This is a genomic window from Enterobacter sp. WI-ESBL-E8 (genome assembly GCF_053364895.1).
In genome coordinates this window covers 2,558,957-2,585,350 of sequence record NZ_JBRWXJ010000001.1, presented here as the reverse complement: position 1 = coordinate 2,585,350, position 26,394 = coordinate 2,558,957, and the positions used below count along the sequence as shown (strand labels likewise).

24 protein-coding genes are annotated in these 26,394 nt (G+C 59.4%); 9 read left to right on the top strand and 15 right to left on the bottom strand.

Features of this window, described 5'->3' with window-relative positions; genetic code table 11:
- Window positions 1-8 precede the first annotated feature (8 nt).
- From adhP to ACWHWP_RS12350, 6 genes are all read right to left on the bottom strand, one after another.
- Window positions 9-1,019 carry an alcohol dehydrogenase AdhP gene (adhP, locus tag ACWHWP_RS12375; RefSeq protein ID WP_023311899.1) on the bottom strand — a complete coding sequence of 337 codons (1,011 nt, stop codon included), beginning with the start codon at window positions 1,017-1,019 and terminating at the stop codon, window positions 9-11.
- A 197-nt stretch (window positions 1,020-1,216) separates the two neighbouring features.
- On the bottom strand, window positions 1,217-2,926 hold the full coding sequence (locus ACWHWP_RS12370; protein ID WP_447855708.1) for an ABC-F family ATP-binding cassette domain-containing protein: 1,710 nt from the start codon (window positions 2,924-2,926) through the stop codon (window positions 1,217-1,219).
- A 348-nt stretch (window positions 2,927-3,274) separates the two neighbouring features.
- A complete protein-coding gene (locus tag ACWHWP_RS12365; RefSeq protein WP_447855707.1) occupies window positions 3,275-4,972 on the bottom strand; it encodes an NAD-dependent malic enzyme in 1,698 nt (565 codons plus the stop codon).
- Window positions 4,973-5,148: 176 nt separating this feature from the next.
- Window positions 5,149-5,286: a stationary-phase-induced ribosome-associated protein gene (sra, locus tag ACWHWP_RS12360; RefSeq protein WP_008501714.1), complete on the bottom strand. Its 138-nt coding sequence runs from the start codon at window positions 5,284-5,286 to the stop codon at window positions 5,149-5,151.
- Window positions 5,287-5,381: 95 nt separating this feature from the next.
- Window positions 5,382-5,597: a biofilm-dependent modulation protein gene (gene bdm / locus ACWHWP_RS12355; protein ID WP_023335793.1), complete on the bottom strand. Its 216-nt coding sequence runs from the start codon at window positions 5,595-5,597 to the stop codon at window positions 5,382-5,384.
- Between the two features lie 232 nt (window positions 5,598-5,829).
- Window positions 5,830-6,681 (bottom strand): Vmh family MBL fold metallo-hydrolase, encoded by an 852-nt coding sequence (locus tag ACWHWP_RS12350; RefSeq protein WP_447855706.1) that lies wholly within the window; start codon window positions 6,679-6,681, stop codon window positions 5,830-5,832.
- Between the two features lie 110 nt (window positions 6,682-6,791).
- Here ACWHWP_RS12350 and ACWHWP_RS12345 point away from each other — a divergent pair, with 110 nt between their 5' ends.
- Window positions 6,792-7,667 carry a LysR family transcriptional regulator gene (locus ACWHWP_RS12345; RefSeq protein WP_447855705.1) on the top strand — a complete coding sequence of 292 codons (876 nt, stop codon included), beginning with the start codon at window positions 6,792-6,794 and terminating at the stop codon, window positions 7,665-7,667.
- 7 nt (window positions 7,668-7,674) lie between these two features.
- On the opposite strand, the gene ACWHWP_RS12340 is transcribed toward ACWHWP_RS12345, so the two are convergent.
- Window positions 7,675-8,634 (bottom strand): hypothetical protein, encoded by a 960-nt coding sequence (locus ACWHWP_RS12340; RefSeq protein ID WP_447855704.1) that lies wholly within the window; start codon window positions 8,632-8,634, stop codon window positions 7,675-7,677.
- 116 nt (window positions 8,635-8,750) lie between these two features.
- Here ACWHWP_RS12340 and ACWHWP_RS12335 point away from each other — a divergent pair, with 116 nt between their 5' ends.
- A complete protein-coding gene (locus ACWHWP_RS12335; protein ID WP_045326427.1) occupies window positions 8,751-9,179 on the top strand; it encodes an OsmC family protein in 429 nt (142 codons plus the stop codon).
- Window positions 9,180-9,202: 23 nt separating this feature from the next.
- Here the strand turns inward: ACWHWP_RS12335 and ACWHWP_RS12330 are convergent, their stop codons facing one another.
- The gene (locus tag ACWHWP_RS12330) at window positions 9,203-10,108 is read right to left on the bottom strand and encodes a LysR substrate-binding domain-containing protein (protein ID WP_447855703.1); all 906 of its coding nucleotides are present in this window, start codon (window positions 10,106-10,108) and stop codon (window positions 9,203-9,205) included.
- 133 nt (window positions 10,109-10,241) lie between these two features.
- Here ACWHWP_RS12330 and ACWHWP_RS12325 point away from each other — a divergent pair, with 133 nt between their 5' ends.
- The gene (locus ACWHWP_RS12325; RefSeq protein WP_447855702.1) at window positions 10,242-10,991 is read left to right on the top strand and encodes an SDR family NAD(P)-dependent oxidoreductase; all 750 of its coding nucleotides are present in this window, start codon (window positions 10,242-10,244) and stop codon (window positions 10,989-10,991) included.
- Here the strand turns inward: ACWHWP_RS12325 and ACWHWP_RS12320 are convergent.
- Genes ACWHWP_RS12320 through ACWHWP_RS12290 form a run of 7 tightly spaced genes read right to left on the bottom strand, consistent with a single transcriptional unit; the run spans window position 10,988 to window position 17,821 of the window.
- Entirely contained in the window at window positions 10,988-11,917 is a 930-nt protein-coding gene (locus ACWHWP_RS12320) for an oligopeptide/dipeptide ABC transporter ATP-binding protein (RefSeq protein WP_447855701.1), read from the bottom strand. The two genes, ACWHWP_RS12325 and ACWHWP_RS12320, sit on opposite strands and share 4 nt — an antisense overlap.
- Entirely contained in the window at window positions 11,910-12,896 is a 987-nt protein-coding gene (locus tag ACWHWP_RS12315; RefSeq protein ID WP_447855700.1) for an ABC transporter ATP-binding protein, read from the bottom strand. Before ACWHWP_RS12315 ends, ACWHWP_RS12320 begins: the two co-directional genes overlap by 8 nt.
- Window positions 12,896-13,789 (bottom strand): D,D-dipeptide ABC transporter permease, encoded by an 894-nt coding sequence (ddpC, locus tag ACWHWP_RS12310; RefSeq protein ID WP_063430054.1) that lies wholly within the window; start codon window positions 13,787-13,789, stop codon window positions 12,896-12,898. Before ddpC ends, ACWHWP_RS12315 begins: the two co-directional genes overlap by 1 nt.
- On the bottom strand, window positions 13,786-14,808 hold the full coding sequence (locus ACWHWP_RS12305; RefSeq protein WP_447855699.1) for an ABC transporter permease: 1,023 nt from the start codon (window positions 14,806-14,808) through the stop codon (window positions 13,786-13,788). The genes ddpC and ACWHWP_RS12305 overlap by 4 nt, the downstream gene beginning before the upstream one ends.
- 22 nt (window positions 14,809-14,830) lie before the next feature.
- Window positions 14,831-16,363, bottom strand: coding sequence for an ABC transporter substrate-binding protein (locus tag ACWHWP_RS12300; protein ID WP_447855698.1), 1,533 nt, complete (start codon window positions 16,361-16,363; stop codon window positions 14,831-14,833).
- A gap of 15 nt (window positions 16,364-16,378) precedes the next feature.
- Complete coding sequence (gene ddpX, locus ACWHWP_RS12295) at window positions 16,379-16,954, bottom strand: D-alanyl-D-alanine dipeptidase (RefSeq protein ID WP_059310010.1); 576 nt, start codon at window positions 16,952-16,954, stop codon at window positions 16,379-16,381.
- A gap of 12 nt (window positions 16,955-16,966) precedes the next feature.
- Window positions 16,967-17,821, bottom strand: a complete 855-nt coding sequence (locus ACWHWP_RS12290; protein ID WP_059310011.1) for a MurR/RpiR family transcriptional regulator — start codon at window positions 17,819-17,821, stop codon at window positions 16,967-16,969.
- Between the two features lie 266 nt (window positions 17,822-18,087).
- Here ACWHWP_RS12290 and ACWHWP_RS12285 point away from each other — a divergent pair, with 266 nt between their 5' ends.
- The 6 genes from ACWHWP_RS12285 (at window position 18,088) to ACWHWP_RS12260 (ending at window position 26,392) form a co-directional block, all read left to right on the top strand.
- Window positions 18,088-19,569 carry an alpha/beta hydrolase gene (locus ACWHWP_RS12285; protein ID WP_447855697.1) on the top strand — a complete coding sequence of 494 codons (1,482 nt, stop codon included), beginning with the start codon at window positions 18,088-18,090 and terminating at the stop codon, window positions 19,567-19,569.
- Window positions 19,570-19,664: 95 nt separating this feature from the next.
- A complete protein-coding gene (locus ACWHWP_RS12280; protein ID WP_447855696.1) occupies window positions 19,665-20,876 on the top strand; it encodes a diguanylate phosphodiesterase in 1,212 nt (403 codons plus the stop codon).
- Between the two features lie 89 nt (window positions 20,877-20,965).
- A complete protein-coding gene (locus ACWHWP_RS12275) occupies window positions 20,966-21,856 on the top strand; it encodes an aminoimidazole riboside kinase (protein WP_447855695.1) in 891 nt (296 codons plus the stop codon).
- 173 nt (window positions 21,857-22,029) lie between these two features.
- Entirely contained in the window at window positions 22,030-23,547 is a 1,518-nt protein-coding gene (locus tag ACWHWP_RS12270; RefSeq protein WP_063430066.1) for a carbohydrate porin, read from the top strand.
- 68 nt (window positions 23,548-23,615) lie between these two features.
- On the top strand, window positions 23,616-24,986 hold the full coding sequence (locus ACWHWP_RS12265) for a sucrose-specific PTS transporter subunit IIBC (protein WP_063430068.1): 1,371 nt from the start codon (window positions 23,616-23,618) through the stop codon (window positions 24,984-24,986).
- Entirely contained in the window at window positions 24,986-26,392 is a 1,407-nt protein-coding gene (locus tag ACWHWP_RS12260) for a sucrose-6-phosphate hydrolase (RefSeq protein ID WP_447855694.1), read from the top strand. The genes ACWHWP_RS12265 and ACWHWP_RS12260 overlap by 1 nt, the downstream gene beginning before the upstream one ends.
- Window positions 26,393-26,394 lie beyond the last annotated feature (2 nt).

Genomic DNA, 26,394 nt, shown 5'->3' with positions numbered 1-26,394 from the left:
AAAAGTGTTTACGAACGTAAGTCGATCACCATACGGCCACGGATCTGGCCCTGTTCCATCTCTTTAAAGATGGCGTTGATGTCCTCGATCGGACGCATCGTGACTTTCGGCACCACTTTGCCTTCTGCGGCGAACTGGAACGCTTCCTGCAGATCCTGACGGGTGCCGACCAGCGAACCCACCACCTGAATGCCGTCCAGCACCAGGCGCGGAATGTCGAGGCTCATGGCTTCCGGCGGCAGACCCACCGCGACCACGCGGCCACCGGCACGCACGGCGTCTACCGCCGAGTTGAATGCCGCTTTTGCGACGGCGGTAACGACAGCGGCATGCGCGCCGCCGGTTTTTTCCTGCACAATTTTAGCGGCATCTTCGCTGCGGGAGTTGATGGTTAAATCCGCACCCATGCTTGCCGCCAGCTTCAACTGCTCGTCGTTAACGTCAAGGGCGATGACTTTGGCGTTAAAGACGTTTTTTGCATATTGCAGCGCGAGGTTGCCCAGGCCACCCAGACCGTAAATCGCAATCCACTGGCCCGGTTTGATGCCAGACACCTTCACCGCTTTATAGGTGGTCACGCCGGCGCAGGTAATGCTGCTTGCCGCCGCGGATTCCAGACCGTCCGGCACTTTTACCGCGTAATCCGCGGTGACGATGCACTCTTCCGCCATGCCGCCGTCAACGGAGTAGCCGGCGTTTTTCACATCGCGGCACAGGGTCTCGTTGCCGGTATTACAGTATTCGCAGTGGCCACAGCCTTCAAAAAACCACGCCACGCTTGCGCGGTCGCCGACCTTCAGCGATTTCACGCCAGGGCCGACTTCTTTCACGATCCCAATCCCTTCATGGCCCAGGATAACCCCGGTTTTGTCGCCGAAATCACCGTTCTTCACGTGGAGATCGGTATGGCATACGCCACAGCACTCCATCTTCAGCAGGGCTTCCCCGTGCTTTAGCGGGCGTAAGGTTTTTTCGGTGACGTTGACCTGGTGGTCCTGTGTGACAACAGCAGCCTTCATGTGTATCTCCTTGTTCATGATAAGAATCTGCATAGCAGGTGTAATACCCCTTAAGGATTAATACATTAGCCTGGTAATGCAAGGCTGCCGCAACATAATGTCATCATTTGATTCGATTTCAGATTAAGAATACGGCGATCCTCTAATAATTAAGGGGGGAAAATGCTGGCCCGGCGAGGTGCTCGCCGGGCGCAGGCTTACAGCTGTGCTTCTATCTCCTCAATCTCCTTACGCCATTGCGCCTGCAGCTGCGGCTTTTGATGCTTCGGCTTGCGCGCCAGATCGTCTTCCAGCAGCGTTTCCAGCGCAACCAGCCGTTCAAGCAGATCGTCATACGGCGAGGGTTGCACCGTCGCGGCGACAGAGGGCGCAGCGGATGTCATAAGCCCCGCGCTTTCACGCAGCCGCTCAAAAACCGCTTCTGCATCGTGCCACTCGCTCAGCGTTCCCTCTTCAATCAGCCAGAAACGGTTGCAGCTTTGGCTGATTAACTGACGGTCATGGCTGACCAGCAGCACGCCCCCTTCGAACTGCTGAAGGGTTTGCGCCAGCGCCTCTTTGCCTTCCATATCGAGGTGGTTGGTTGGCTCATCCAGCATCAGCAGGCTGTAGCGGGCAAGCGTCAGGCCAACGAACAGCAGGCGCGAACGTTCGCCGCCGCTGAGCGTGCTGACTTTTTGCCCGTGACGGGACCACGGGAACCCGGCGCTGATGAGCGCCATCTTCCTGTTTTGCGGATCGGGCGCGAAGGGCTCCAGCGCGTCGAGCAGCGTGGCATCATCCGGCAGCTGGTTCAGCGTCTGGTCGTAATAGCCCGGCGAGACGCGCGGATGGATTTTCAGCCCGCCGTCCGCCAGCTCATCGGTAAAATGTCGCCAGATAAGCCTCATCAACGACGATTTACCGCAGCCGTTACGACCGACAATCGCCACGCGATCGCCGCTTTTCAGCCGCGCCATTTCGATGTTAAACAGCGGCGGTAGTCCGGGCGCCGGCGGTACGCCGAGGTTTTCCATCTCCAGCAGACGGTCTGCCCGCAGCGCGTCACCGCGCAGGGTTAACGTCCACTGGCTACCCGCCGTGAGCGCGGTCTGGCTCTCTTTAAGCCGTTCAACCTGTTTTTCCATCTGTTTGGCTTTGCGGGCCAGGTCTTCATTGTCGTAAACCTTGCCCCAGACCGCCAGCCGCTTAGCGCTGGCGGTGACGCGGTCGATCTCCTTTTGCTCCGCCTTGTGGCGCTGCGCGTCGCTTTCGTCTTTTGCTTCAAGCGCCTGGCGTGCCGCCGTGCAGGGAAGGGCAAAGTAGTGCAGCATCTTATCGCGCAGGATCCAGCTGCCGTTGGTGACGGCATCCAGCAGCTGTCTGTCGTGCGAGACCAGCACGAAGCTGCCTGACCAGTTCTGTAAAAAGTGCTCCAGCCAGAGCATGGTCGGCAGGTCCAGGTGGTTGCTGGGCTCATCAAGCAAGAGCAGGTCCGGCTCGTGAATCAGCGCCCGCGCCAGCAGCAGGCGGGTGTGCTGCCCGCCGCTGAGCGTGGCGGAGTGCAGCGACATATCCTGCGGCGTGAAGCCCATGCCCGCCAGCAGCGTTTCGGCTTTCCAGCGCAGGCTGTCGCGTTCCGCTAAGGGCAACTGGGCCAGGACGGCATCCAGCATGGTCAGCGGTAAAATAGCGTCCGGGAGGTGTTGCTCAACGCGCGCCATCAGGCAGTGCCCGGCCAGCGCTACCGTTCCGGCAGCAGGGGAGTCAGTGCCGTCCAGCACCTTCAGTAGCGTACTTTTGCCGCAGCCGTTATCGCCCAGCAGACCAATGCGGTCGCCTTTTTTCAGCGTAAAGGAGAGCGAGTCGAAGAGCGTGCCAAACGCCGTATCAACGCGTAAAGATTGTGCAGTGAGTAAAGTGCTCATTGTTGCTTACCCAAGAGTTACAGGCATGTTTATGCCTCGTCAAACATCGCTGACGATAACTCAGTAAGCCCGAGAGAAGGGATTTCAGGGGTTGGTGTCTTCGCTCAAGCAGAAGTTATCGCAGCACGATACCGATAACGCTTGAGCTGGTGCGATCACCAAATGTATGTGAAACATTGAAAATTTCACAGTACAGCATAATTGGCCTCCTTATATATTCAGTGGGTTAATGGATTAAGGGAGTGTAGCGGGGGAAAAGGGGTTTGGCTAGTGGGTATTCGATGGTGCGGTCTGTTCCCCTCACCCTAACCCTCTCCCGGAGGGAGAGGGAACGGTCGGAACACAGAGTTAAATCGAGGTGCGGCGATAGCTGCGGTATTCAGGCTTCCAGAAGTTGTCGTCGATGGCCTGCTGCAGCGCGTCGGCAGAGGTTTTCACCGCCACGCCCTGCTGCTGCGCCATTTTACCTACCGCGAATGCGATAGCGCGCGACACCTTGTGAATGTCTTTCAGCTCTGGCAGCACCAGACCTTCGCCGTCGTTGACCAGCGGCGAGTGGCTCGCCAGGGTCTCGCTCGCCGACATCAGCATTTCATCGGTGATGCGGGACGCGCCGGAGGCGATAACGCCCAGACCAATGCCCGGGAAGATATAGGAGTTGTTGCACTGGGCAATCGGATAGGTTTTATCCTTCCACACCACCGGGTCGAACGGACTGCCGGTGGCAACCAGCGCGTTGCCTTCGGTCCAGGCGATAATGTCCTGCGGCGTTGCTTCCACGCGTGAGGTCGGGTTGGAGAGCGGCATCACGATAGGGCGTTCGCAGTGCTTGTGCATCTCGCGAATAATCTCTTCGGTGAAGAGACCGGTTTGCCCGGAAACGCCGATCAGAATATCCGGCTTCACGTTGCGCACCACGTCCAACAGGGAAAGGACTTCGTTGTCGGTATCCCAGTTTTTCAGGTTCTCGCGCTTCTGCACCAGTTTAGTCTGGAACGGCAGCAGGTTCGGCATGCCGTCGGTCAGCAGGCCGAAGCGGTCAACCATGAAGACGCGGGAGCGGGCCAGCTCTTCGCTCAGGCCTTCGCGCTGCGTCTGGGCAATAATCTGCTCGGCGATACCGCAGCCCGCGGAGCCTGCGCCCAGGAAAACGATTTTCTGGTAGCTCAGCTGGCTGCCGGCCGCGCGGCTGGCGGCGATAAGCGTCCCCACGGTCACGGCGGCGGTGCCCTGAATGTCGTCGTTAAAGGAACAGATATCATCGCGATAGCGGTTCAGCAGCGGCATCGCGTTTTTCTGCGCGAAGTCTTCGAACTGCAGCAGCACGTCCGGCCAGCGGTGCTTCACGGCCTGGATGAAATCGTCAACAAACTGATAGTAATCGTCGTCGGTAATACGCGGATGACGCCAGCCCATATAGAGCGGGTCGTTCAGCAGCTGCTGGTTGTTGGTGCCGACATCCAGCACGACCGGCAGGGTATACGCCGGGCTGATGCCGCCGCAGGCGGTGTAGAGGGAGAGTTTACCGATTGGGATCCCCATCCCGCCGATGCCCTGGTCGCCAAGGCCGAGAATACGTTCGCCGTCGGTCACCACAATCACTTTGATATTGTGGTTCGGCACGTTCTGCAGAATGTCGTCCATGTTGTGACGGTTCTGATAAGAGATGAAAACCCCGCGGGAGCGACGGTAGATCTCGGAGAAACGCTCGCAGGCCGCACCCACTGTCGGGGTGTAGATCACCGGCATCATCTCTTCCAGATGATTCTGCACCAGGCGATAGAAGAGGGTCTCATTGGTGTCCTGAATGTTACGCAGGTAGATGTGTTTGTCGATCTCAGTTTTGAAACCCTGATACTGGATCCACGCGCGCTCTGCCTGTTCTTCAATGGTCTCAACCACTTCTGGCAGTAAACCGAGCAGGTTAAAGCTGCTACGCTCTTCCATGCTGAAGGCGCTGCCTTTGTTGAGCAGGGGGAATTCGAGTAAAACCGGTCCGGCGTATGGGATGTATAAGGAACGATGTTTTTTCAGTTTGTTGTCCATGTCACTCACTCTTTTTATGAAGATCCGTCCCTGACACTGCTGTTTGTCATCTTTCTGGCCTGTGCGCTGGGGTGCGGTCAGGCGGTATTATAAAGGAGCTAAATATTAATTACCGCAACACATAAACAAAAACACCATCGGGATTACCGATGGTGTTCTGGATCTTAGTCTGGAACTTACTTGCCGGCGTGGCGTTTTCTGCCGGTGGCGTGAGTGACTTGCGTTTCATGGTCGCCTTCAATCACCACTTTACGCTGATTAGAAAGCTTGTAGTTCAGTCCCAGAATATGGCGTGCCTGACGGTTCGATTTCATGTTAACTCCTCAATCCTGTTGATAGTTTTAAGGACCAGTTTGCTTACGCAAACGAAATGTAACCCCTTAGGTTGCAGATCCAGCTTAGCAGGTTTTTACAAGGGTGCGTTTTGCCCGCTGACGACGTAATTAATGGTCTGCTGGTAGATGTCACTGAGGATGTCATTATCCGTGGATTCCACCCACTTGGTCAGTTCCATCAAAATGTCATCTTCAGTCACAGCACCGTGCTCGGCGTGAAGACCCTGCGCAATCGCGTTAACGAGTTCAGGTTGTGCTGCTGTGGTATTAGCCGGGTAATAAGTAAACATGCTGCCTCCGTGTCGTTGTCTGTTTAATGGTACGGCTCGCAAAAAATTTAATTCACAAACAGAATGGCAAATATTTTCCCGGTTGTGGCTCAGATTCATCTTAGAAATAAAAATGATATAAGTGCATGCTTTTATGCGCTTTTAGACGGAGAGGATATATCGACGAGTAACGGCGGGGATATTATGCGGGTGCTCCTGCTATCACGAATATATAGCAGGAGCAGAGGTTAAATTACCACTTCATTTCGCCGGTATTCACCTTCGCGCTTAATTCCAGCGAGCTCTCTTCCGCCAGGCCCGGATACTGTTTTTTCAGGGTGCTGATAACGCCTGCGGAATCTTTATGTGCGGTTAAGGCTTTTTCAAAGCGCTGCAGATAGTCGCGGGTAAAATCAATCGCGCCAGCGCCCGCCGGTGGGGTGCCCAGATAGTGTCCCGGGATCACGCGTTCTGGCTTGTGCGCGGCCATAGCCTGCAGCGTGTCCTGCCACTGCTTACGGCTTTCCGGGGTCTGGGTGTCTGCCGTCCAGACGTGAATACCCCAGGCTACCCCGGTGCCGCCGAGGATCGTTTTCGCTGACGGGATCCACACATAGGCCGCGTAGCTGTCCGGCTGTTCGATATCGACCTTTTCCCCGTCAACCATAAACGTGGTGGAGGCGAGAACCTGCGGAACAATCAGTTCCGTTGGCGCACCGTCTTTCATCTGCGGGCCCCAGAAAGCCAGCTTGGCGTCTTTGGTGGCCTTGATATGGTCAACCACGTGCTGCGTGGCCACCACTTTGGCATTCGGGAAGGCTTTGACCAGCGGCTGCAGGCCAAAATAGAAATCCGGATCGCCGGAGGTGATCACAATCTTATTCAGGGTTTTACCGCTACGGCGAATTTTCTCTACCAGCGCTTCGCCATCCTTCACACTGAACTGCGCGTCAAACAGCACCGCTTCCTTCGGGCCGGAAACCAGCGTGGAGGAGACCGCGAAAATGCCTTTTTCCTGCGGGTTGTAGGTATCAACGTTCAGCTGTGCGGCAAACGCGGCCGGCGTGATAAGGGTGGAAAGCAGGGCAAAGTGAGTGAGTTTCATGCTGTTGTCTCTGTTGTTCAGGAATGTCTCTATTGTACGGATATTCGCATTTGCCAGAATTCCTGAAACAAGACATGCTTAGTTTCATAAATCGAGCAAATGGAGCTTAAATGGATCGCGTTATTGCCGCTCAGGTCTACAACCGGATATGCGAGCTGGGAAGCTTGAGCGCGGCGGCACGCGCGCTGGGCATCTCCCGGCCGATGGTGAGCCGCTATCTTGAACAGATGGAGAAGTGGGCGGGCACGCGGCTGGTAAACCGCTCGACGCGCAAGCTGACGCTGACCGCGGCAGGGGAAAAGGTGCTGCAAAAAACGCGGACGCTCTCGCAGATCTCGCAGGAAATTGAGGGCCAGTCGGAGAAAGATCTTCCGTCAGGCACCCTGCGGGTGGCCTGCGCCCACTTTACCGCCATGCATATGATTGCGCCGGTTCTGCCCGGCCTGCTCGCGCGCTACCCGCAGCTGCGCGTTGAGCTTGACGTGAACAACCACCCGGTGAGCCTGGTGGGAGAGCGTATTGACGTCGCCGTGCGTATTACCGACAACCCCGAACCCGGGATGATTGCCCGCCGGCTGGGGGAATGTCGCTCGGTGCTCTGCGCTTCGCCGGACTATCTGGCACAGCGCGGCACGCCCGCCAGCCCTGAAGAACTCGCGCAGCATAACTGCCTGCACTACAGCTTCTTCGCCGGGCAGTCCTGGCACTTCCTGACGCCGGAAGGGGAAAGCCTGAGCGTGGCCGTCAGCGGCAACCTGAGCGCCAGCATCTCTTCGCTGCTGATGGACGCGGCGATCAAGCACTGCGGTATCGCTATGCTGCCGGAGCGCGAAGCGCGTGCCGCGCTGGAGCAGGGGTTGCTGGTGCCGGTACTGGAGGCGCTGGAACCCAAGCCGCTTGCCATCCACGGCATTTACCAGTCCCGGGAATATCAGCCTGCCGCGCTGCGGGTGTTCCTTGATGAGCTGACACGCTACCTGGCATAAGAGGTGATTACTTTGTCTTTAGCCAGGGAGACGTCGTGCTCCAGAAAATAATATCGGCCCCGAGATAACTTTCACCGAAGCGGACAAATTCAGCTTTGGTGAAAAGTTTACCGGTCTGAGGATTCCTGTAAGTCAGGGTCGGTTCCTGAACCGCCATCGCGATGAGCGGCAGCGTCTGTTTATTTTTATTGAAGAAAGGATAGGCATTCTTCATGTGTGCCTTGCGGTTGGGAACAATGTCCGGCCCACCCAGGCCTACTTTGTTGGCGCTGGCCCAGGCAAAAAGACGCCCCATGTAGTTGTGGTCATTATCCCATTCGCACGGCCAGAAGTTCACGTATTGCACAACGTGTGATTTCTGAAAAGCCTTTCGCGCAAAGGCCAGGTTTTCCATTTCTCCCGCAAAATAGCCGTCGCAGGTAAACCCGGCGGGCGGATTTTTTTCGTCGAGATCGATGGCGGTTTCAGGCAGGTTTACCCCATATACCTCTCCGTCAAAGCGTTTCGCAAGGGCCGCCAGTAGCGCCTGGTAGCGCTGGCGCACGGTGGGGTCCCACTGACGCGCCACCCATCCTGAACCGACGGGCTTGCCTTCACCGGGGTTATCGAACTGCGGTGCAATTCCGCCACCGTATTGCTTATCGTGCATCAGATAATCCGGCACGTAGCGGGCATTAGGCTCAAAGAAACGATCCTGAATCTGGATGAAGAGCTTCTTCCTGGCAGTCTTAAGACGCGCCAGGTCCCGTTCAATGCGCGAGAAGTCGTAGCGATCCTTCTCTGGCTCAAGCGCGCGCCAGTTGTAGACGATCTGCACGCCGCCGATGTCGCTTCGCGCAACGAGCGGAAACGCCGCGTCGAGATCGCCGGAGCTGGTATAGATAAAGTTCTCCGGCGTTTTCGCCAGTGAAGACAACGATAAAGCCAGCGTGGTTACCGCAACGGCCATCCTGATTTTTAGCGCCATAGGTTTATCCTTTTTTGTCGGTACAGCAGGTGTCAGTCCCGGAATTGTCTGTGTTCCAGAGTGGGGCAGATGCGTAGTCTATACTTAACCCTTTGTAAGCCAAAAGGAGAGCAAGAATGACTATTCATAAGCACGGTTCGGCACACTGGTCTGGCGACATTAAGCGCGGGAAGGGAACTGTTTCCACCGAGAGCGGCGTTCTTAATCAGCAGCCTTATGGTTTCAATACTCGCTTTGAGGGTGAAAAGGGGACCAACCCCGAAGAGCTGATTGGCGCGGCACACGCGGCCTGTTTCTCGATGGCGCTGTCGCTGATGCTGGGCGAAGCGGGCTATACCGCCGATTCCATTGATACCACCGCGGATGTGTCACTGGATAAAACCGACGGCGGCTTTGCCATCACGAAGGTGGCCCTGAACAGTAAGGTGACCGTCCCGGGCATCGCCCCGCAGCAGTTCGATGGCATTATTCAGAAAGCGAAAGCGGGCTGCCCGGTTTCGCAGCTCCTGAAAGCCGAAATTACGCTGGACTATAAGCTTAACTAAGCCTCAGCCGGGTTCGCGCCCGGCTATCCCTTCAGCGCGGCGGGGAACACCTCCGCCAGCCACGCAATAAATACCTTAAGGCGGTGCGTCAAATGCCGGTTTTGCGGGTACACCACGTGAAACGGATAGGCGGCAGGGCGCCAGCTGCCCAGGATCGCCGTCAGCGTACCCGCCTGTAAATACGCGTTAGCCGAATACTCAAAGGTCTGCACAATCCCCAGCCCCGCCGCGGCCGCCGCCAGGTGGGCATTGCTTTCATTTATGCCAAGATAATGCGGAATGCTGATTTCCAGCGTCTCGCCGTTCTCTCTGAAGCGAAACGGAAATGGCCGCCCGGTGACGGGCGAGATGTAGCTGATGAGCTTATGACCGTTGCACAGCTCCTGCGGATAGGCCGGAACGCCGTGATTTTTCAGGTAGCCTGGCGTCGCGCAGGTGACCATTTCAGCGTTGCCAATATGGCGAGCGATGAGGGTCGAGTCGTCCAGCGGGCCGCCGCGGATCACGCAGTCTACGTTACCGCCGATCAGGTCCACCGGACGATCGGCCACCCCAAGGTCGATGCGGATATCCGGATAACGCTGCATGAAGTCCGGCAGCAGGGGGATGAGCACGTCCCGGGCGGTGGAGCCGCCCACGTCAACCCGCAAAAGCCCTTTTGGCGTCGCGCGGGACACGCGAAACGAGGTGTCGATATCTTCGATATCTATCAGGACCCTGAGCGCTTTTTCATAGTAATCCGCCCCTTCCGGCGTTGCGACAACCCGGCGAGTGGTACGGTGCAGAAGGCGTATCTCCAGATGCGCCTCAAGCGATTTTACCAGCTTGCTCAGCGTGGCGATGGGCATGTTCAGCGAGTCCGCCGCGCGGGTAAAGCTGCCGGTTTCCACCACCCGCGTGAAGGCGCGCATCGCCATGAGCTGGTCCATGATGACCTCTGATTATTTCTATAGGTGAATAGTCATTTTCATTTTTGCCCATTTTTCACTAATGCCGCAAGGGCTAAAGTCTGTTCAACGCGAGCGAAAGCGCGCAACGCAAACCCAACAAAAGGTAAATGACATGAACACGACTCACTCAGGAAAAATTGCACTGGTCACCGGCGGCAGCACCGGTATTGGTCTTGCCACGGCGCAGGAGCTGGCAGCACAGGGCGCGAAGGTGTATATCACCGGCCGTCGTCAGGCCGAGCTGGACGCCGCGGTAGCAGAGATTGCTTCTGGCGCAGTGGGCATTCGCGCGGACGTCTCTAAGCTTGCCGATCTGGACGAGGTCTATGCCCGGATTGCCAAAGAAGAAGGCCGCCTTGATATTCTGTTCGCCAATGCGGGTGGCGGCGATATGCTGCCGCTGGGCGCGATCACCGAAGAGCAGTTTGACCGTATTTTCGGCACCAACGTCCGCGGGGTGCTGTTTACGGTGCAGAAGGCGCTGCCGCTGCTCTCCGCCGGGTCGTCGATCATTCTGACCGGCTCGACGGTCTCCGTTAAGGGGACGGCAAACTTTAGCGTCTACAGCGCCAGCAAGGCCGCCGTGCGCAACTTTGCCCGCTCCTGGGCGCTGGATTTGCAGGGCCGCGGGATCCGCGTCAACGTGGTAAGCCCGGGCCCGATCAAAACCCCGGGGCTTGGCGACCTGGTGCCGGAAGAACACCGTCAGGGGCTGTACGACGCGCTGGCCGCTCAGGTACCGCTCGGGCGTTTAGGCGCGCCGGGTGAGGTGGGTAAAGCGGTGGCGTTTCTGGCCTCCGACGCGGCCAGCTTTATTAACGCCATCGAGCTGTTCGTAGACGGCGGGATGGCGCAAATCTAATCCAGACTGCGCCAGCAGCGAACGTCACGGCCCTCGCGAGAGGGCTGTAACGGCTGCGGGCGTTCACACCCCTGCGCTGCCATCGGGCAACGGTCGCGGAAAAAACAGCCTTCGGGCAGATGACGGTTGCCGGGAAGCTCCGTTTTGCGCAAGGCCAGGTTTTCATCCAGCGGTTCACCGGTTCGAGGTACTGAGTCGAGCAACAGGCGGGTGTAGGGATGGCGCGGTTCTCCCAGAACCTGGGCGGCGCTGCCCAGCTCGACAATTTGCCCGAGGTACATCACCGCCACGCGGTCGCTCATGTGCCTGACCACCGAGACGTTATGCGAGATCAGCACGTAGGTCAGATTACGCTGCTGCTGCAGCGTCACCAGCAGGTTGAGGATTTGCGCCTGCACGGAGATATCCAGCGCGCTGGTGGGTTCGTCGAGCACGATAATATCGGGGTCGGACGAGAGCGCCCGGGCGATGGCGATGCGCTGGCGCTGCCCGCCGGAAAAGGCGTGCGGAAGCCGGTCGAGATATTCCGGGCGAATGCCGACCTGCTGCGCCAGGTTTTCAGCCAGCTGGCGGCGTTCCCGCTCGCGGCTGCGCTTTTGCACCCACACCGGCTCGGTGATAATGCGCCAGACCGGCAGGCGCGGGTCGAGCGAGGAGAGCGGGTCCTGAAACACCATCTGCATGCCGCCCGCGTAGTGCGCCCGCTGGCATGCGCCGGTGCTGGGCTTAAGCATGCCCATCAGCAGCTGGGCCAGCGTGCTTTTCCCGCAGCCGGATTCCCCGACGATGCCGAGCGTTTCTCCCCGGCGGATCTCCAGGTCGAGCCCGTTGAGGGCGTGGACCTGCTCCGTTACGCGGCCCAGCCAGTTTTTGCGCGCCGCAAAGTTCACGTGCACGCTATCCAGTTCCAGCAGTACGTCAGACATGGTGTTTCTCCCGTTGCGGATACCAGCAGGCGGCCTGTTGGCCCTCTGCGCCGTTGGGCTGCAGGCGCGGCGTTTCGCTGCATTTCGCCCCGGCGGCAAAGCAGCGCTCGCGAAAAGCGCATCCCTGCGGAAGCTGGCTGAGGTTGGGCACCGTGCCGGGGATGGCGGGAAGCAGGGCGCGCGGCTCGCCGTTTTCCGGCGCGCACTGCAGCAGGCCAATGGAGTAGGGATGCACGGGGCGGTGGATAAGCGTTTGCGTGTCGCCGCTCTCGATCACACTCCCGGCATACATCACGTACATTCTGTCGCAGAGCTGCGACACCACGGCCATATCGTGGCTGATAAACAGCACCGAGGTGCCGCTGGCCCGCGCCTTATGCTTCAGCAGGCGCAGCACCTGCAGCTGGACGGTGACGTCCAGCGCGGTGGTCGGTTCGTCGGCGACGATCAGCTCCGGCTCGCAGGAGAAGGCAAGGGCGATCATCACCCGCTGGCGCATGCCGCCGGAGAGTTCGAACGGATAGCGTTCCATCACCGCCTTCGCGTCCGGGATTTGCATCTCTTCCAGCAGGGTTATCGCCTTTTGCTGCGCCTCACGCCGCGAAAGCGGCTGATGCTGGCGGATCACCTCCACCATCTGTTTGCCAATCCGCCGCGTTGGGTTGAGTGCGGTCATGGGCTCCTGAAAAATCATCGCCACTCTGGCACCGCGCCACTGGCGAAGCTGTTTCTCGGACGCCGTCAGGACGTTTTCGCCGAGTAATGTCACCTGACCGTGATGAATGCGGTAGCTCCCCTCCGGCAGCAGCCGCATGGCGAGCATGGCGGTTACGGATTTACCCGATCCCGACTCGCCCACCACGCCGACAATTTCGCCCCTTTCGATCTCCAGCGAGACGTGGTTCAGCGCGTGGACCTCCCCGCGAAACACGGGAAAGCTCAGGTGCAGGTCTTCAATGCGTAATACCGGTTCGGTCATCACTGTTTTCCTCCCGATTTCGGGTCCAGCAGATCTCGGATGCCATCGCCAAACAGGTTAAAGCCCACGGCGGTAATCAAAATCGCCGCACCGGGAAACGCGCAGTACCACCACTGGTCCAGCACGTAGTTACGGCCAACGGCCACCATCGCGCCCCATTCGGCGGTGGGCTGCTGCGCGCCCAGGCCAATAAACCCGAGCGTGGCAGCCATCAGTATGGCGCTGCCGATATCCAGCGAAGCCTGCACAATCAGCGGCGGCAGGGCGTTGCGCAGGATATGCCAGCTGATCAAATGCCAGCGGGATGCGCCGAACGTGCGGGCGGCCTGAACGTAGGTAAACTGGCGCACCACCAGGGTTTGCCCGCGCGCCAGGCGGACGTAGAACGGAATGCGGACAATCGCAATCGCCAGCATGGCGTTAAACAGGCTCGGCCCGAGCGCGGCGGCCAGCGCCATGGTCAGCACCAGGGAGGGAATAGAGAGCATAATGTCCATCACCCGCATGATGATGGCGTCGCCGCGCCCGCCCAGCACGCCGGACAAACAGCCCAGCAGCGAGCCGATGCCGCCCGCAATCACCACCACCGCCAGCCCGGCGGTAATTGACTGCTGGCTGCCCGCCAGCACGCGGCTGAACAGGTCGCGTCCCACCTCATCGGTGCCAAACCAGTGCTGCGCGGACGGCGCCTGCAGGCGGGCGGTCAAATCCAGCGCGTTCGGGTCATGCGGCACGATCCACGGCGAGGCCACCATCAGGAAGAGCATCGCCATCATAATGACGCCGCCGACAATCGTGAGCGGGCTTTGACGCAGCATCCAGAACAGCTTTGCCCAGTTGATACGTTGTCTGGCGGTTTTAACAGCCGCGGGCGTTTCCTGAGTTAACATCATTCGGCACCTCCGCGCCCGATTCGTGGGTCAATCCACAGGTAAAGCAGATCGACCACCAGATTAACCAGCACGTAGGCCAGCGAAACAACGACGGCAAAGCCCATCACGGCGGGGAAATCGAGCGCCTGTATGGACGTCACCACCCAGGCGCCCATGCCCGGCCAGGCAAAGACGGTTTCGGTCAGCACGGCGCCGTACAGCAGATCGCCCAGCGCTAGCCCGAGCACGGTAATCGACGGGATCATCGCATTCGGCAGGGCGTAGCGCAGGACGATGTACCAGCCGGGCAGGCCGCTGGCGCGGGCCGTGCGGATGTAGTCCTCGCTAAGCTGCTCCAGCATCGCGGACCGGACCTGCCGCGCCACGATGCCCAGATGCACAAATGCCAGCGTCAGCGAGGGTAAAATCAGGTGCTGAAGCGCATTGAAAAAGACCTCGCCGTTGCCCTCCAGCAGCGCATCCAGCAGATAAAAGCCGGTGACGCGCGTCGGCGGGTCGAGCCAGTCGTCCAGCCTGCCGCCGCCGGGCAGAATCTGCAGATGCCCGTAGAACAACACGATGACGCCCAGGCCCAGCCAGAAGGCGGGGGTGGAGATGCCGGTCATCGCCATCAGCCGCACCAGGTGATCCAGCCAGCGGTTGCGGTACACCGCCGACAAAATCCCCAGCGGTACGCCGATGGCCAGCGCCAGCAGCAGAGAACAAAAGGCCAGTTCCAGCGTGGCGGGGAAAAAGGCCTTCAGATCTTCGGCCACCGGACGTCCGGTACGAATGGACGTGCCTAAATCACCGTGGGCCAGGGCGTCCACGTAGCGGCCAAACTGAACATACAGCGGCCGATCCAGCCCCAGCTGCTGGCGGATGTTCTGCACGATTTCGTCGCTGGCGCGGTCGCCGGCCAGCAGACGGGCCGGATCGCCGGGGATCAGGTGCGAAATAATAAAGGTGATGATACAGACACCGGCCACCACCAGAAGTAACCCCCAGCAGCGCTGGCGCACGATGCTCCAGAACGTCATACACTTTCCCCCGGCGAAACCGTTATTTGCTCATGGTGGCGATGTTGAATACCTGCTCGAGCATCGGATTAAAGGTGAAGCCTTTGACCTCTTTGTTCATCGCCAGCTGATAGTTCTTCTGGAACAGATAAACGTAGGCCGCCTCGTCAATCACCACCTTTTGCGCCTGCTGGTAATCTTTGGTGCGCTCTGCCTGGTCCGTGGTTTTCAGCGCGGCCTGCAGCAGCGAGTCGACCTCTTTGTTCTCATAGAACGAACGGTTGCCCGGCAGCCCTTTTTTGTCTGATTCAAACCAGTAGTTCATGAACATATACGGGTCGGCAAAGTCCGGGCTCCAGTTGCCGATGGCGATGTCGTAATCGCCTTTGCCGACGCGGTCGCGCATGGTGGCATTAGCCAGCTTCTCCAGCTTGACGTTAATGCCGATCTTGCCAAGGCTGGCCTGGGTTGAGAGGGCGATAGGCTCCCAGTTCGGATCGTTGTCCGAGTATAGGAAGGTCAGGCTGGCGGGCTTGTCTTTGACCTTCTCCAGGGCCGCTTTGGCTTTGGCCTCGTCAAAGCTGTACTGCATGGCCGTGGCGTCAAAGCCCCACATGCCTTCCGGGATCGGGCCGCGCATCTGCTTGCCGTTGCCGCTCAGAATGCCCTTCACCATGCCCTGGTAGTCCGTTGCCCAGGAGACGGCCCGGCGTAAATCCACCTGGTTGAGCGGGGCTTTGCCGTTGTTAAGGTAGAGGTAAGTCACGCGCAGCGAGGGGTACTCCGCGACGGCGACTTTTCCTTCCTGCTTCAGGGCCGCGAGCTGATCGACCGGCAGGGAGTCGGCAATGTCCAGGTCGCCGCGGGAAAGCTGCAGCCGGCGGGAGGCGCTTTCACCGATAATTTTCACCGATACGCGCTTAAAGTGCGGCTTCTCGCCCGGCCAGTGGGGGTTCGGCACCAGGATCAGCTGCTGGCCTTTCTGCCAGCTTTTCAGCATAAACGGCCCGGAACCGGCGGTGTTTTGCGCCAGATACCCGCGCGCGTCGTCCGCGGCATTGGCCTTCAGCACCGCCGGGTTAATGATGGAGGCCCCGTCGTTCGCCAGGGTGTACAGGAAGGGCGCGAACGGCTGGCTGAGGGTGAATTTCACCGTGTGGTCATCAACGGCGTCAACTTTCAGGTCTTTCGGGAAGGCTTCGGACGGCCCCTGGCTGAGCTTGAGCAGGCGTTCAAAGGAGAGTTTTACCGCTTCTGCGGTGACCGGCGTGCCGTCGGAGAATTTCGCGTTATCGGACAGGGTAAAGGTCCACTCCTTCTGGTCGTCGGACGCCTTCCAGCCCGTCGACAGATCGCCTTCCACCTCGGTGGAGCCCGGCTTGTATTTGACCAGGCGCTGATAGGACGGATAGGTAACGGTCCAGTCGTTGTTATCGATGGTGATGGCCGGATCGAGCATTTGCGGGTCGGCGGCTTTACCGATCGCCAGCATGTCTTTCGGGACGGCAGCCAGCGCCAGCGGGGCGCTCAGGAGCAGCGTGGCGGCAATTACGGTCGAGAGAAGCGATGTTTTCATGGCAGTGCTCCAGGTTCAAAGAGGGGTGTGCGTCAGTGGAAAACAGGCAAAACGGTCATCAAGCAGCGGATAGCTAGCGGCGTTCGGCAGTTCGAAGTGCCACCATTCGCTGGCGATCCCGACAAAACCGCCGCCGAACATGATGGCGTTCAGCAGCAGACGGTTGCGCTGGGCGTGCGGCGGCACGGAGGGGTGATACGGATGCGAGCGGTCGTGCATTTCGTCAAAACCGGCCCCCATATCCAGCACGACGTTATCTTCGTCCATTAGCGTGACGTCGATGGCCGTGCCGCGGCTGTGGTTGGAGCCAATCGCCACGTCAACCACATATTCCGGGTTCGGGCAGGCATCCCACAGCTGGGCCTGCGCCTGCTGCGGTCGATAGGCGTCGTAGACCACCAGCTTCAGCCCGGCCAGCGCGGCAATGCTGATGGCTTTTGCCAGCGCGGTGGCGGCGTCGGTATGCAGCAGGCACAGCGCCTCCTGGTAGATCGGGCGGCCGGTGATGTTGTCGGCGGTGGCGTACTTCAGATCGATATGCAGCGTGGGAAACGTCTTCGCCACATCGATCAGTTCACTCTCTTCGGGCATAGCTCCGCTCCTTTAGCGTTCGAATTGACCAAACTCTTGTTGTAATTGTCGGTTGACCGCCAGGCGCGCCGGAAGCGCGTCACCCAGCGCTTCCACCACGCCCGACAGCAGCAGGTTGAACAGACAGCTCACGGGGGCAAGTGAATCCCAGAAATGACCGGTATCGGTTTTCACCTGCAGCAAATCCAGCGGGTAATCCCGCGCCCACGGGCACCAGATGTCGGTGATCAGGGCCAGCGGAATGCCTTTCTCGCTCGCGACGCGGCAGTACTGGCGCGCCATCGCGGAGTAGGTGCGGGTATCGGTCAGCACGACGTAGGGATGCGAAAACCCTGAGTTCAGGGACTCAACCCAGCTCCCGGATGCGCCCTCTGAATAGCTCACGCGCGGGCGGAGGTACTCGAGGTGGCTGAAGAAGGCGTTGGCAATCCCGCGCGTGGACTGGATCCCCAGCACAAACACCGCGTCCGCGTGGGCCAGGTTGTGCACCACCTGACGGAAGGCGTCCGTTTGCGCCAGCTGATACACCTGCGTGATGGCGTCCACCTCCAGCGACAGGGCGTGCTGAAGGCGGTTGGGCAGGGGGCGCTGCTGCTGCCAGGAGTCCAGCCGCTCGTTCATGCCCCAGGGCTGATATGGGTCGCGAAGGCTTTTTTTGGCATCCTCCAGGTTGCGATACCCCAGCTTGCGCAGAAAGCGCCCGACGGTGATCCCGCTGGTCCCGCTCGCCAGACCTACGCTCTCCGCCGTTTCAAACGGGATTTGCGCGGCGTGCGCCAGCAGCCAGCTCGCAACCCGCTTTTCGCTGGGCGTGAGCTGGCTGAAGATCGCTTCGATACGGCTCAACATCTCGGGTTTCGTCGTCATACCGCCTCGCTGTTAACAGGCTGTCAATGGCCGGATTTGTGTTACCAGGTTAACAATGCATGACGCGTGCCATGTTCACAGGAGGGCGAAAACCCGCTGTGCCGTAAACTTCATGCAATATTTACTTAACCAATGATCAACATTTGTGCAGCGTAGTTCACTTTTGGTGCACCGGCTGAAGCGGCAGGTATGAATTTGGTGAATACGTCAGCCTGTTCACATTTTTGATAAGATAGAAGCACTGTGAACATAAAAAGGATCCCGGCATGGCGAATTTGCCCTGGCGAGTCAGCGTGCGCCTGATGGCGCTTGCAAAGAAAATGGCGATGGTCGTGGGGATCGTGCTGATCGTCCTGCTGGCGGTGCGGGTGTATCTCTCGCAGCAGGGGCCGGAACTGCACCTGTGGCATACCTGGCGGGCCGATGAGATGTCCGTGCGCGAGCTGGACAAGGCCGATTTTGCCGGGTATATCGCCCGGGAAAACGCCATTTTTGCCGATCTGGATAAGGCTGTGACGGCGAAAACTGAGCGTGAAGAACGCACGCCACTAAACCGCTATTATCGCCAGAGCCTGGTGTGGCCCGGTCAGTTTTCACCCGATGCTAACCGCTCATTTGTGCTGATGCCTGCCGGAAAGCCGCGCGGCGCGGTAGTGCTGCTGCACGGATTGACGGACTCGCCTTACAGCGTCAGGCACCTTGCCCTTAACTACCAGCAGCACGGCTTTGTGGCCGTCGTCCCGCGCCTGCCCGGACACGGCACCGCGCCCGGCGCGCTGACCGGCGTTGACTGGGAGATGTGGCAGGCGGCAACGCGCCTTGCCGTGCGGGAAGCCACGCGTCTGGTGGGGGAGAATGTGCCGCTGCATCTGGTGGGCTACTCCAACGGCGGCGCGCTGGCGATGAAATATGCCCTCGATGCGCTGGACGCCCCTGCGCTGCGTAAACCGCAGCAGGTCATCCTGCTCTCCCCGATGATTGGCGTGACGGCCTTTGCGCGGTTCGCCGGTTTCGCCGGACTACCGGCGCTGCTGCCGGCGTTTGCCAAAGCGGCGTGGCTGAATATCGCCCCGGAATATAACCCGTATAAATACAATTCTTTCCCGGTGAACGCCGCCCGCCAGTCGTGGCTGCTGACGAAAGCCCTGCAGGAGCAGATTGGCCGCGCGGCGCGGGAGCAGCGGCTGGGGCAGCTCCCGCCGGTGCTGGCGTTCCAGTCGGTAATGGATTCCACGGTCAGCACCCGCGCGGTGGTGACCGGTCTGTTTGACCAGCTGCCGGCAAACGGCAGCGAGCTGGTGGTGTTTGACATCAACCAGGCGGCGAGCTTCCGCCCGCTGTTCAAGCCGTCGTCCTGGACGGCAACCTCGGCGCTGCTGCCGGTGGCGCAAAGGCGTTACAGTGTCACGGTTGTCACCAATGCGGACGAACGCAGTTTCTCGACGGTCGCGAAAACAACGCCGGCAGGCAGCACCCGCGAAACGGTCGTGCCGCTTGGGCAGTCCTGGCCGCAGGATGTCTATTCGCTGTCGCACGTTGCCGTGCCGTTCCCGCCGGATGACGATCTCTATGGCCGCGAGCCAGGCGTGAAAAACCGCTACGGCATCAGTCTGGGGACGATAGCGCTGTGGGGGGAGACGTCCGTGCTGAGCGTCGGAAAAGAGGCGCTTATGCGGGTCACCTCGAACCCGTTCTACGATTATATGCAGGAGAGGATCGATAGCCGGATCGGGGACGGGGGAAAGTAACGTTCCCTTGTGGCGTGAATATGTTAGGTCGCATTGATTAAGTATGTTAAATAGAAGCTTCAAGGCACCGCTCTTTCTCATCGGAACCCATTTTTGTGCTGACTACTCTAATCTACCGAAGCCAGTTGAATTTATCCCAGCCGTCTACAGAACTGCGGGAGCTGGTGGAGCGCGCCAGGGGCCGTAACGCAAAGCTGAATATTACCGGTGTACTCCTTTCTAAAGGGAGCGACATCCTGCAAATTCTTGAAGGATCGGAAGAGAGCGTGGTCAGCCTGTTCCATACCATCCGTGATGACAAGCGGCACAGTGGGGTGGTTGAACTGCTGCGGGACTATGGCCCGCGCAGGCGTTTCGAAAACGTCGGCATGCTGCTGTTCGATCTGCAAACGCAGTCGCCGAAAGAGGTGCTGCAGTCGGTTCTGCACTACAGCAAGCTGGACAGCTATCTGACCTCCGACGATCGGGTGTTCAAATTCATTCGGACGTTTATTATGGGCAAGCGTGCGTCTCCGTCAGGATCGCGCTACGTCCCGGAAAAATGGACGCTCTCTCCCGAAGCGCTACCCTTTGGTGAGAGCCTGGGCCTGATTGCCGGTCAGTCCTGTCAGTTTGCGCTCCAGCCCATTGTCGAGCCCTCGGAAGGGAAGATCAGCTCCCTCGAGGCCCTCATCCGCGGCAACGACGGCGGCAGCCCGGAGCACTTCTTCAGCACCCTCGACCCGGAAAAAATCTACGAAGTCGATCTCCAGACGAAAGCGTATGCCTTTGCGCTGGCGGAAAAGCTGGGCATTGGCAGCCATAAAATTGCCGTAAACCTGCTGCCCATGTCGCTGGTGAACGTCCCCAACGCCGTGGAGTTCCTGGTCAGCGAGATTAAAAAACATGGACTGCAGCCGGAGCAGGTGGTGATTGAAGTCACCGAAAACGAGATGATTTCCGGCTTCAACCAGTTTAATAGCGCCATCAAGCAGCTTCGCGGTGAGGGCGTTGGCCTGGCGATCGATGATTTTGGTTCCGGCTATGCCGGTCTTTCTCTGCTGACTCGCTTTCAGCCGGACAAGATTAAAATCGACCGGGAAATTGTCAGCGATATCCACCTCAGCGGCGTGAAGCAGGCGATTGTGCGCTCCATCATCAGCTGTTGCTCCGACCTTGAAATTACCCTGGTGGCCGAAGGCATTGAGAAAATAGAGGAGTGGTGCTGGCTCGAATCTGCCGGTATCCGCCGCTTCCAGGGCTTTCTGTTTGCCCGCCCACAGCTTGACGGCGTTGGTGATATTTACTGGCCGCATCTGGTGCGCTAAGTCATTTTTCCGTCCCCGTTATTTCCCCTTTGCCCTGCCTGTGCTTAAATAGCTAAATCGGTTTAACATAGTTTAGCTGCGAGGAGCACATGAAGAAAATCTGGGTACTGGGCGATGCGGTGGTGGATCTGCTGCCCGATGGAGAAGGCAGATTGCTGCAGTGTCCCGGTGGGGCGCCGGCAAACGTTGCGGTCGGCATTGCCCGGCTTGGCGGCCAGAGCGCCTTTATCGGCAGGGTTGGCGACGATCCCTTCGGGCGTTTTATGTATAAGACGTTAGTGGATGAGCGGGTCGACGTACGGCAGATGCGCCTTGACCCGGCGCACCGCACCTCGACGGTGGTGGTCGATCTCGACGACCATGGCGAGCGCTCGTTTACGTTCATGGTGCGCCCGAGCGCCGATCTGTTTCTGGAACCCGACGACCTGCCGTCGTTCAGCGCCGGGGAGTGGCTGCACGTCTGTTCCATTGCCCTAAGCGCAGAGCCGAGCCGGTCTGCGACGTTTCAGGCGATGAAGGCCATCAGGGAGGCGGGCGGCTACGTCAGCTTCGACCCCAATATTCGCCCGGACCTCTGGCCGGACGAGAACGCGCTGCGCCGCTGCCTGGAGCAGGCCCTGCAAAGCGCCGATGTGGTGAAACTCTCCGTCGAAGAGCTGGCGTTTTTAACCGCAAATGAGCAGGTGAACGCCGGCCTGGAGGCGCTGATGCAGCGCTGCCCGGCGCGTCTGGTGCTGGTCACCCAGGGCAAGCAGGGCGTTATCGCCTGGCATGAGGGCAGCGTAAAACACTATCCGGCAACCCCCGTTCAGTGCGTCGATACGACCGGCGCGGGAGATGCCTTCGTGGCGGGCCTGCTCTACGGCCTTGCCGCCGGTCAGGATTTAACGCCGGTTATCGCCTTAGCCCAGCGCTGCGGCGCGTTAGCCACTACCGCCAAAGGGGCAATGACCGCATTACCCTGGCAGCACGATCTGTAATTCCTCCCTTCACTGGCCGCCATCCGGCGGCCTGAATTGTCGCCTCGATCACACTTACTAAATCGGTTTAGCAAAAAAGATTGCCGATCCAAAATTCACCGGTTTAGTATCAGCAACCTAAACCGGTTTAGCAATTTAGCACGTTTAATGACTTCTTTTAGGGATGCGACAAAATGTATAAAAAACGCAGACTTGCCGTGATGATAGGCATGCTGGCCGGTAGTACCTCTGTTTTTGCCCAGACGGATATGTCCACTATTGAAGCGCGTCTTGCCGCGATGGAGCAGCGCCTGCAGGACGCGGAAACGCGTGCGCAGGTAGCTGAGAAGCGCGCCACGGCGGCAGAACAAAAAACGCAGCAGCTGGTTGCCGCTCAGCAGCAGGCGCAAACGACAACCCAGGAGGTGGCGCAGCGCACCACCGCGCTGGAGAAGAAAGCAGACCAAAGCAGCGGGTTTGAGTTCCACGGCTACGCCCGTTCTGGCCTGCTGATGAATGACGCGGCCTCCAGCAGCAAAAGCGGTCCCTACCTGACGCCAGCCGGCGAAACCGGCGGTGCGGTAGGGCGTCTGGGTAACGAAGCCGATACCTACGTTGAGCTGAACCTGGAGCACAAGCAAACCCTGGACAACGGGGCGACCACCCGCTTCAAAGCGATGCTGGCCGACGGTCAGAGAACCTATAACGACTGGTCAGCCGACACCAGCGATCTCAACATTCGTCAGGCCTTCGCGGAGCTCGGCAACCTGCCTGATTTTACCGGCGCGCTGAAGGGCAGCACCTTCTGGGCGGGTAAGCGCTTTGACCGCGACAACTTTGACATTCACTGGTTAGACTCCGACGTGGTGTTCCTGGCCGGTACCGGCGGCGGCGTCTACGACGTGAAATGGAACGATTCGCTGCGCAGCAACTTCTCCCTCTATGGCCGCAACTTCGGCAGCGTGGAGCAGACCGACAATAACGTTCAGAACTATATCCTCACCATGAACCACTTTGCCGGCCCGTTCCAGCTGATGGTGAGCGGCCTGCGCGCGAAAGATAACGACGACCGCAAAGACGCCAACGGCGATCTCATTAAAACGGATGCCGCCAATACCGGCGTTCATGCGCTGGTGGGCCTGCATAATGAGAGCTTCTACGGCCTGCGGGAAGGGTCCGCCAAAACGGCGCTGCTGTATGGTCACGGGCTGGGGGCGGAGGTCAAAAGCATCGGCTCCGACGGCGCCTTGCTGTCTGAAGCGGATACCTGGCGCTTTGCAAGTTACGGTGTCACGCCGGTTGGCGGGGGCTGGAGCGTTGCGCCTGCCGTCCTGGCGCAAAGCAGTAAAGATCGCTACGTCAAGGGCGATAGCTATGAGTGGGTAACGCTCAACACCCGCCTGATTAAAGAGGTCACCCAGAATTTCGCGCTGGCGTTTGAGGGTAGCTATCAGTACATGGATTTAAATCCGGAAGGCTATAAGGACCGGAACGCCGTCAACGGCAGTTTCTACAAGCTGACCTTTGCTCCCACGCTAAAAGCGAGCAAGATCGGCGACTTCTTTAGCCGTCCCGAGCTGCGCCTGTTTGCCACCTGGATGGACTGGAGCAGCAAACTGGATAATTACGCCAGCGATGATGCCTTTGGCAGCAGCGGCTTCAACGCCGGCGGGGAATGGAACTTTGGGATCCAGATGGAAACCTGGTTTTAACCCATCCCGCTCCCGCCCGGCGGGAGCGGTTCAAACATCATAAAAAATGAAGTCAGGCAGAGGTATCTATGGATTTTGATAATATCGCCCGCGCGCTTATTCCGCTGCTCGGTGGCAAAGAGAACATCGCCAGCGCGGCGCACTGCGCAACGCGTCTGCGTCTGGTGCTGGTCGATGACGCGCTGGCCGACCAGCAGGCTATCGGCAAGATCGACGGCGTAAAAGGCTGCTTCCGCAACGCCGGGCAGATGCAGGTGATTTTTGGTACGGGCGTGGTCAACAAGGTTTACGCCGCGTTTATTCAGGCGGCGGGGATTAGCGAGTCCAGTAAATCTGAGGCCGCGGACCTGGCGGCGCGCAAGCTGAACCCGTTCCAGCGCATTGCCCGTCTGCTCTCCAACATTTTTGTGCCGATCATCCCGGCGATTGTGGCGTCCGGTCTGCTGATGGGCCTGCTCGGCATGGTGAAAACCTACGGCTGGGTCAATGCGGATAACGCTATCTACATCATGCTGGACATGTGCAGCTCCGCGGCGTTTATCATTCTGCCTATTCTGATCGGCTTTACCGCTGCGCGCGAGTTTGGCGGCAACCCGTATCTCGGCGCGACGCTGGGCGGCATTCTGACCCACCCGGCGCTGACCAACGCCTGGGGCGTGGCGTCGGGTTTCCACACCATGAACTTCTTCGGCCTTGAGATTGCAATGATTGGCTATCAGGGCACGGTGTTCCCGGTGCTGCTGGCCGTCTGGTTTATGAGCATCGTGGAGAAAAACCTGCGCCGCGTGATTCCGGACGCCTTAGACCTGATCCTGACGCCGTTCCTCACCGTCGTGATCTCCGGGTTTATCGCCTTGCTGATTATCGGCCCGGCGGGGCGCGCCCTGGGGGATGGTATCTCCTTTATCCTCAGCACCCTTATCGCCCACGCGGGCTGGCTCGCAGGACTGCTGTTTGGCGGACTTTACTCGGTGATTGTGATCACCGGTATTCACCACAGCTTCCACGCCATTGAGGCCGGGCTGCTGGGGAATCCGTCGATTGGCGTTAACTTCCTGCTGCCTATCTGGGCCATGGCGAACGTGGCGCAGGGCGGCGCCTGCCTGGCGGTGTGGTTCAAAACCAAAGATGCCAAAATCAAAGCCATTACGCTGCCGTCGGCGTTTTCTGCGATGCTGGGCATCACCGAAGCGGCCATTTTTGGTATCAACCTGCGCTTTGTTAAGCCGTTTATCGCCGCGCTGATTGGCGGCGCGGTGGGCGGGGCCTGGGTGGTATCGGTGCATGTCTACATGACCGCCGTCGGGCTGACCGCCATTCCTGGCATGGCCATCGTGCAGGCCAGCTCGCTGCTCAACTATATTATCGGCATGGTGATTGCCTTCGGCGTGGCGTTTACCGTCTCACTGCTGCTGAAATATAAAACGGACTCTGAATAATGACGTTACCTTCCCGCTGGCCTGCGATCCTGCAGGCCGTTATGCAAGGCCAGCCGCGGGCGCTCGCGGACAGCCATTATCCGCAATGGCACCCCGCGCCGGCGACGGGGCTGATGAACGATCCCAACGGGTTTATCTGGTTTGCCGGCCGCTACCACCTGTTCTATCAGTGGAACCCGCTGGGCTGCGAGCATCGCTTTAAGTGCTGGGGGCACTGGAGCTCTGCGGACCTGGTGCACTGGCAGCATGAGCCGATGGCGCTGCTGCCCGATGAAAACTATGACCGCAACGGCTGCTACTCCGGTAGCGCCGTGGATAACGAGGGCGTTCTGACCCTGTGCTATACCGGCAACGTCAAGTTCGATGACGGCAGCCGCACCGCCTGGCAGTGCCTGGCCGTGGAACAGCCGGACGGGACCTTTACGAAGCTGGGCCCGGTACTGGCGCTGCCGGAGGGCTACACCGGACACGTGCGCGACCCGAAGGTGTGGCAGCACGACGGGATGTGGTACATGGTGCTCGGCGCGCAGGATCTGCAAAAGCGCGGCAAGGTGCTGCTGTTTAAGTCAGCCGATCTGCGCGCCTGGACGTCCTGCGGGGAAATCGCCGGTCACGGCGTCAACGGCCTGACGGATGCGGGGTACATGTGGGAGTGTCCGGACCTGTTTGCGCTCGACGGGACGCACGTCTTGATCTGCTGTCCGCAGGGGATGGCGCGCGAGCCGCATCGCTACCTTAACACCTATCCGGCCACCTGGATGAGCGGGGCGTTTGACTATACAAGTGCCACCTTCGATCACGGCGAGCTGCACGAGCTGGACGCGGGCTTTGAGTTTTACGCCCCGCAAACGGCGCTGGCGGAAGACGGCCGCCGCATTCTGATCGGCTGGATGGGCGTACCGGACGGGGAAGAGATGCTTCAGCCCACGCGGGCGCATGGCTGGATGCACCAGATGACCTGTCCTCGTGAATTACGCTACCGCGACGGCAGGCTCTGGCAGAGCCCGGTGCGCGAGCTGGCGGCGCTGCGCGAAGCAGAGCACAACTGGCAGGGGCACGCCAGCGCCGCGCCACACCTGGACGCGACGCGCCTGGAGTTTGAGCTGAGCGCATCGCGCGCGCGCGTCGATTTTGCCGGCGCGCTGCGTCTCACCATCGATGAGCAGGGCGTGCGTCTGGAGCGCGCAAGCCTGAAAACAGGCGAAACGCTGACCCGCTACTGGCAGGGCGACGTCCGTCATTTGCGCGTCTTGTGCGACCGCTCCAGCGTTGAAATATTCATCAATCACGGTGAAGGGGTGATGAGCAGCCGCTATTTTCCTGACCATCCGGCCCGGGTGCGATTCGAAGGTGCGTCCGACATCACATTACGCTACTGGTCGCTGCGCGCCTGCATGATAGAATGAGG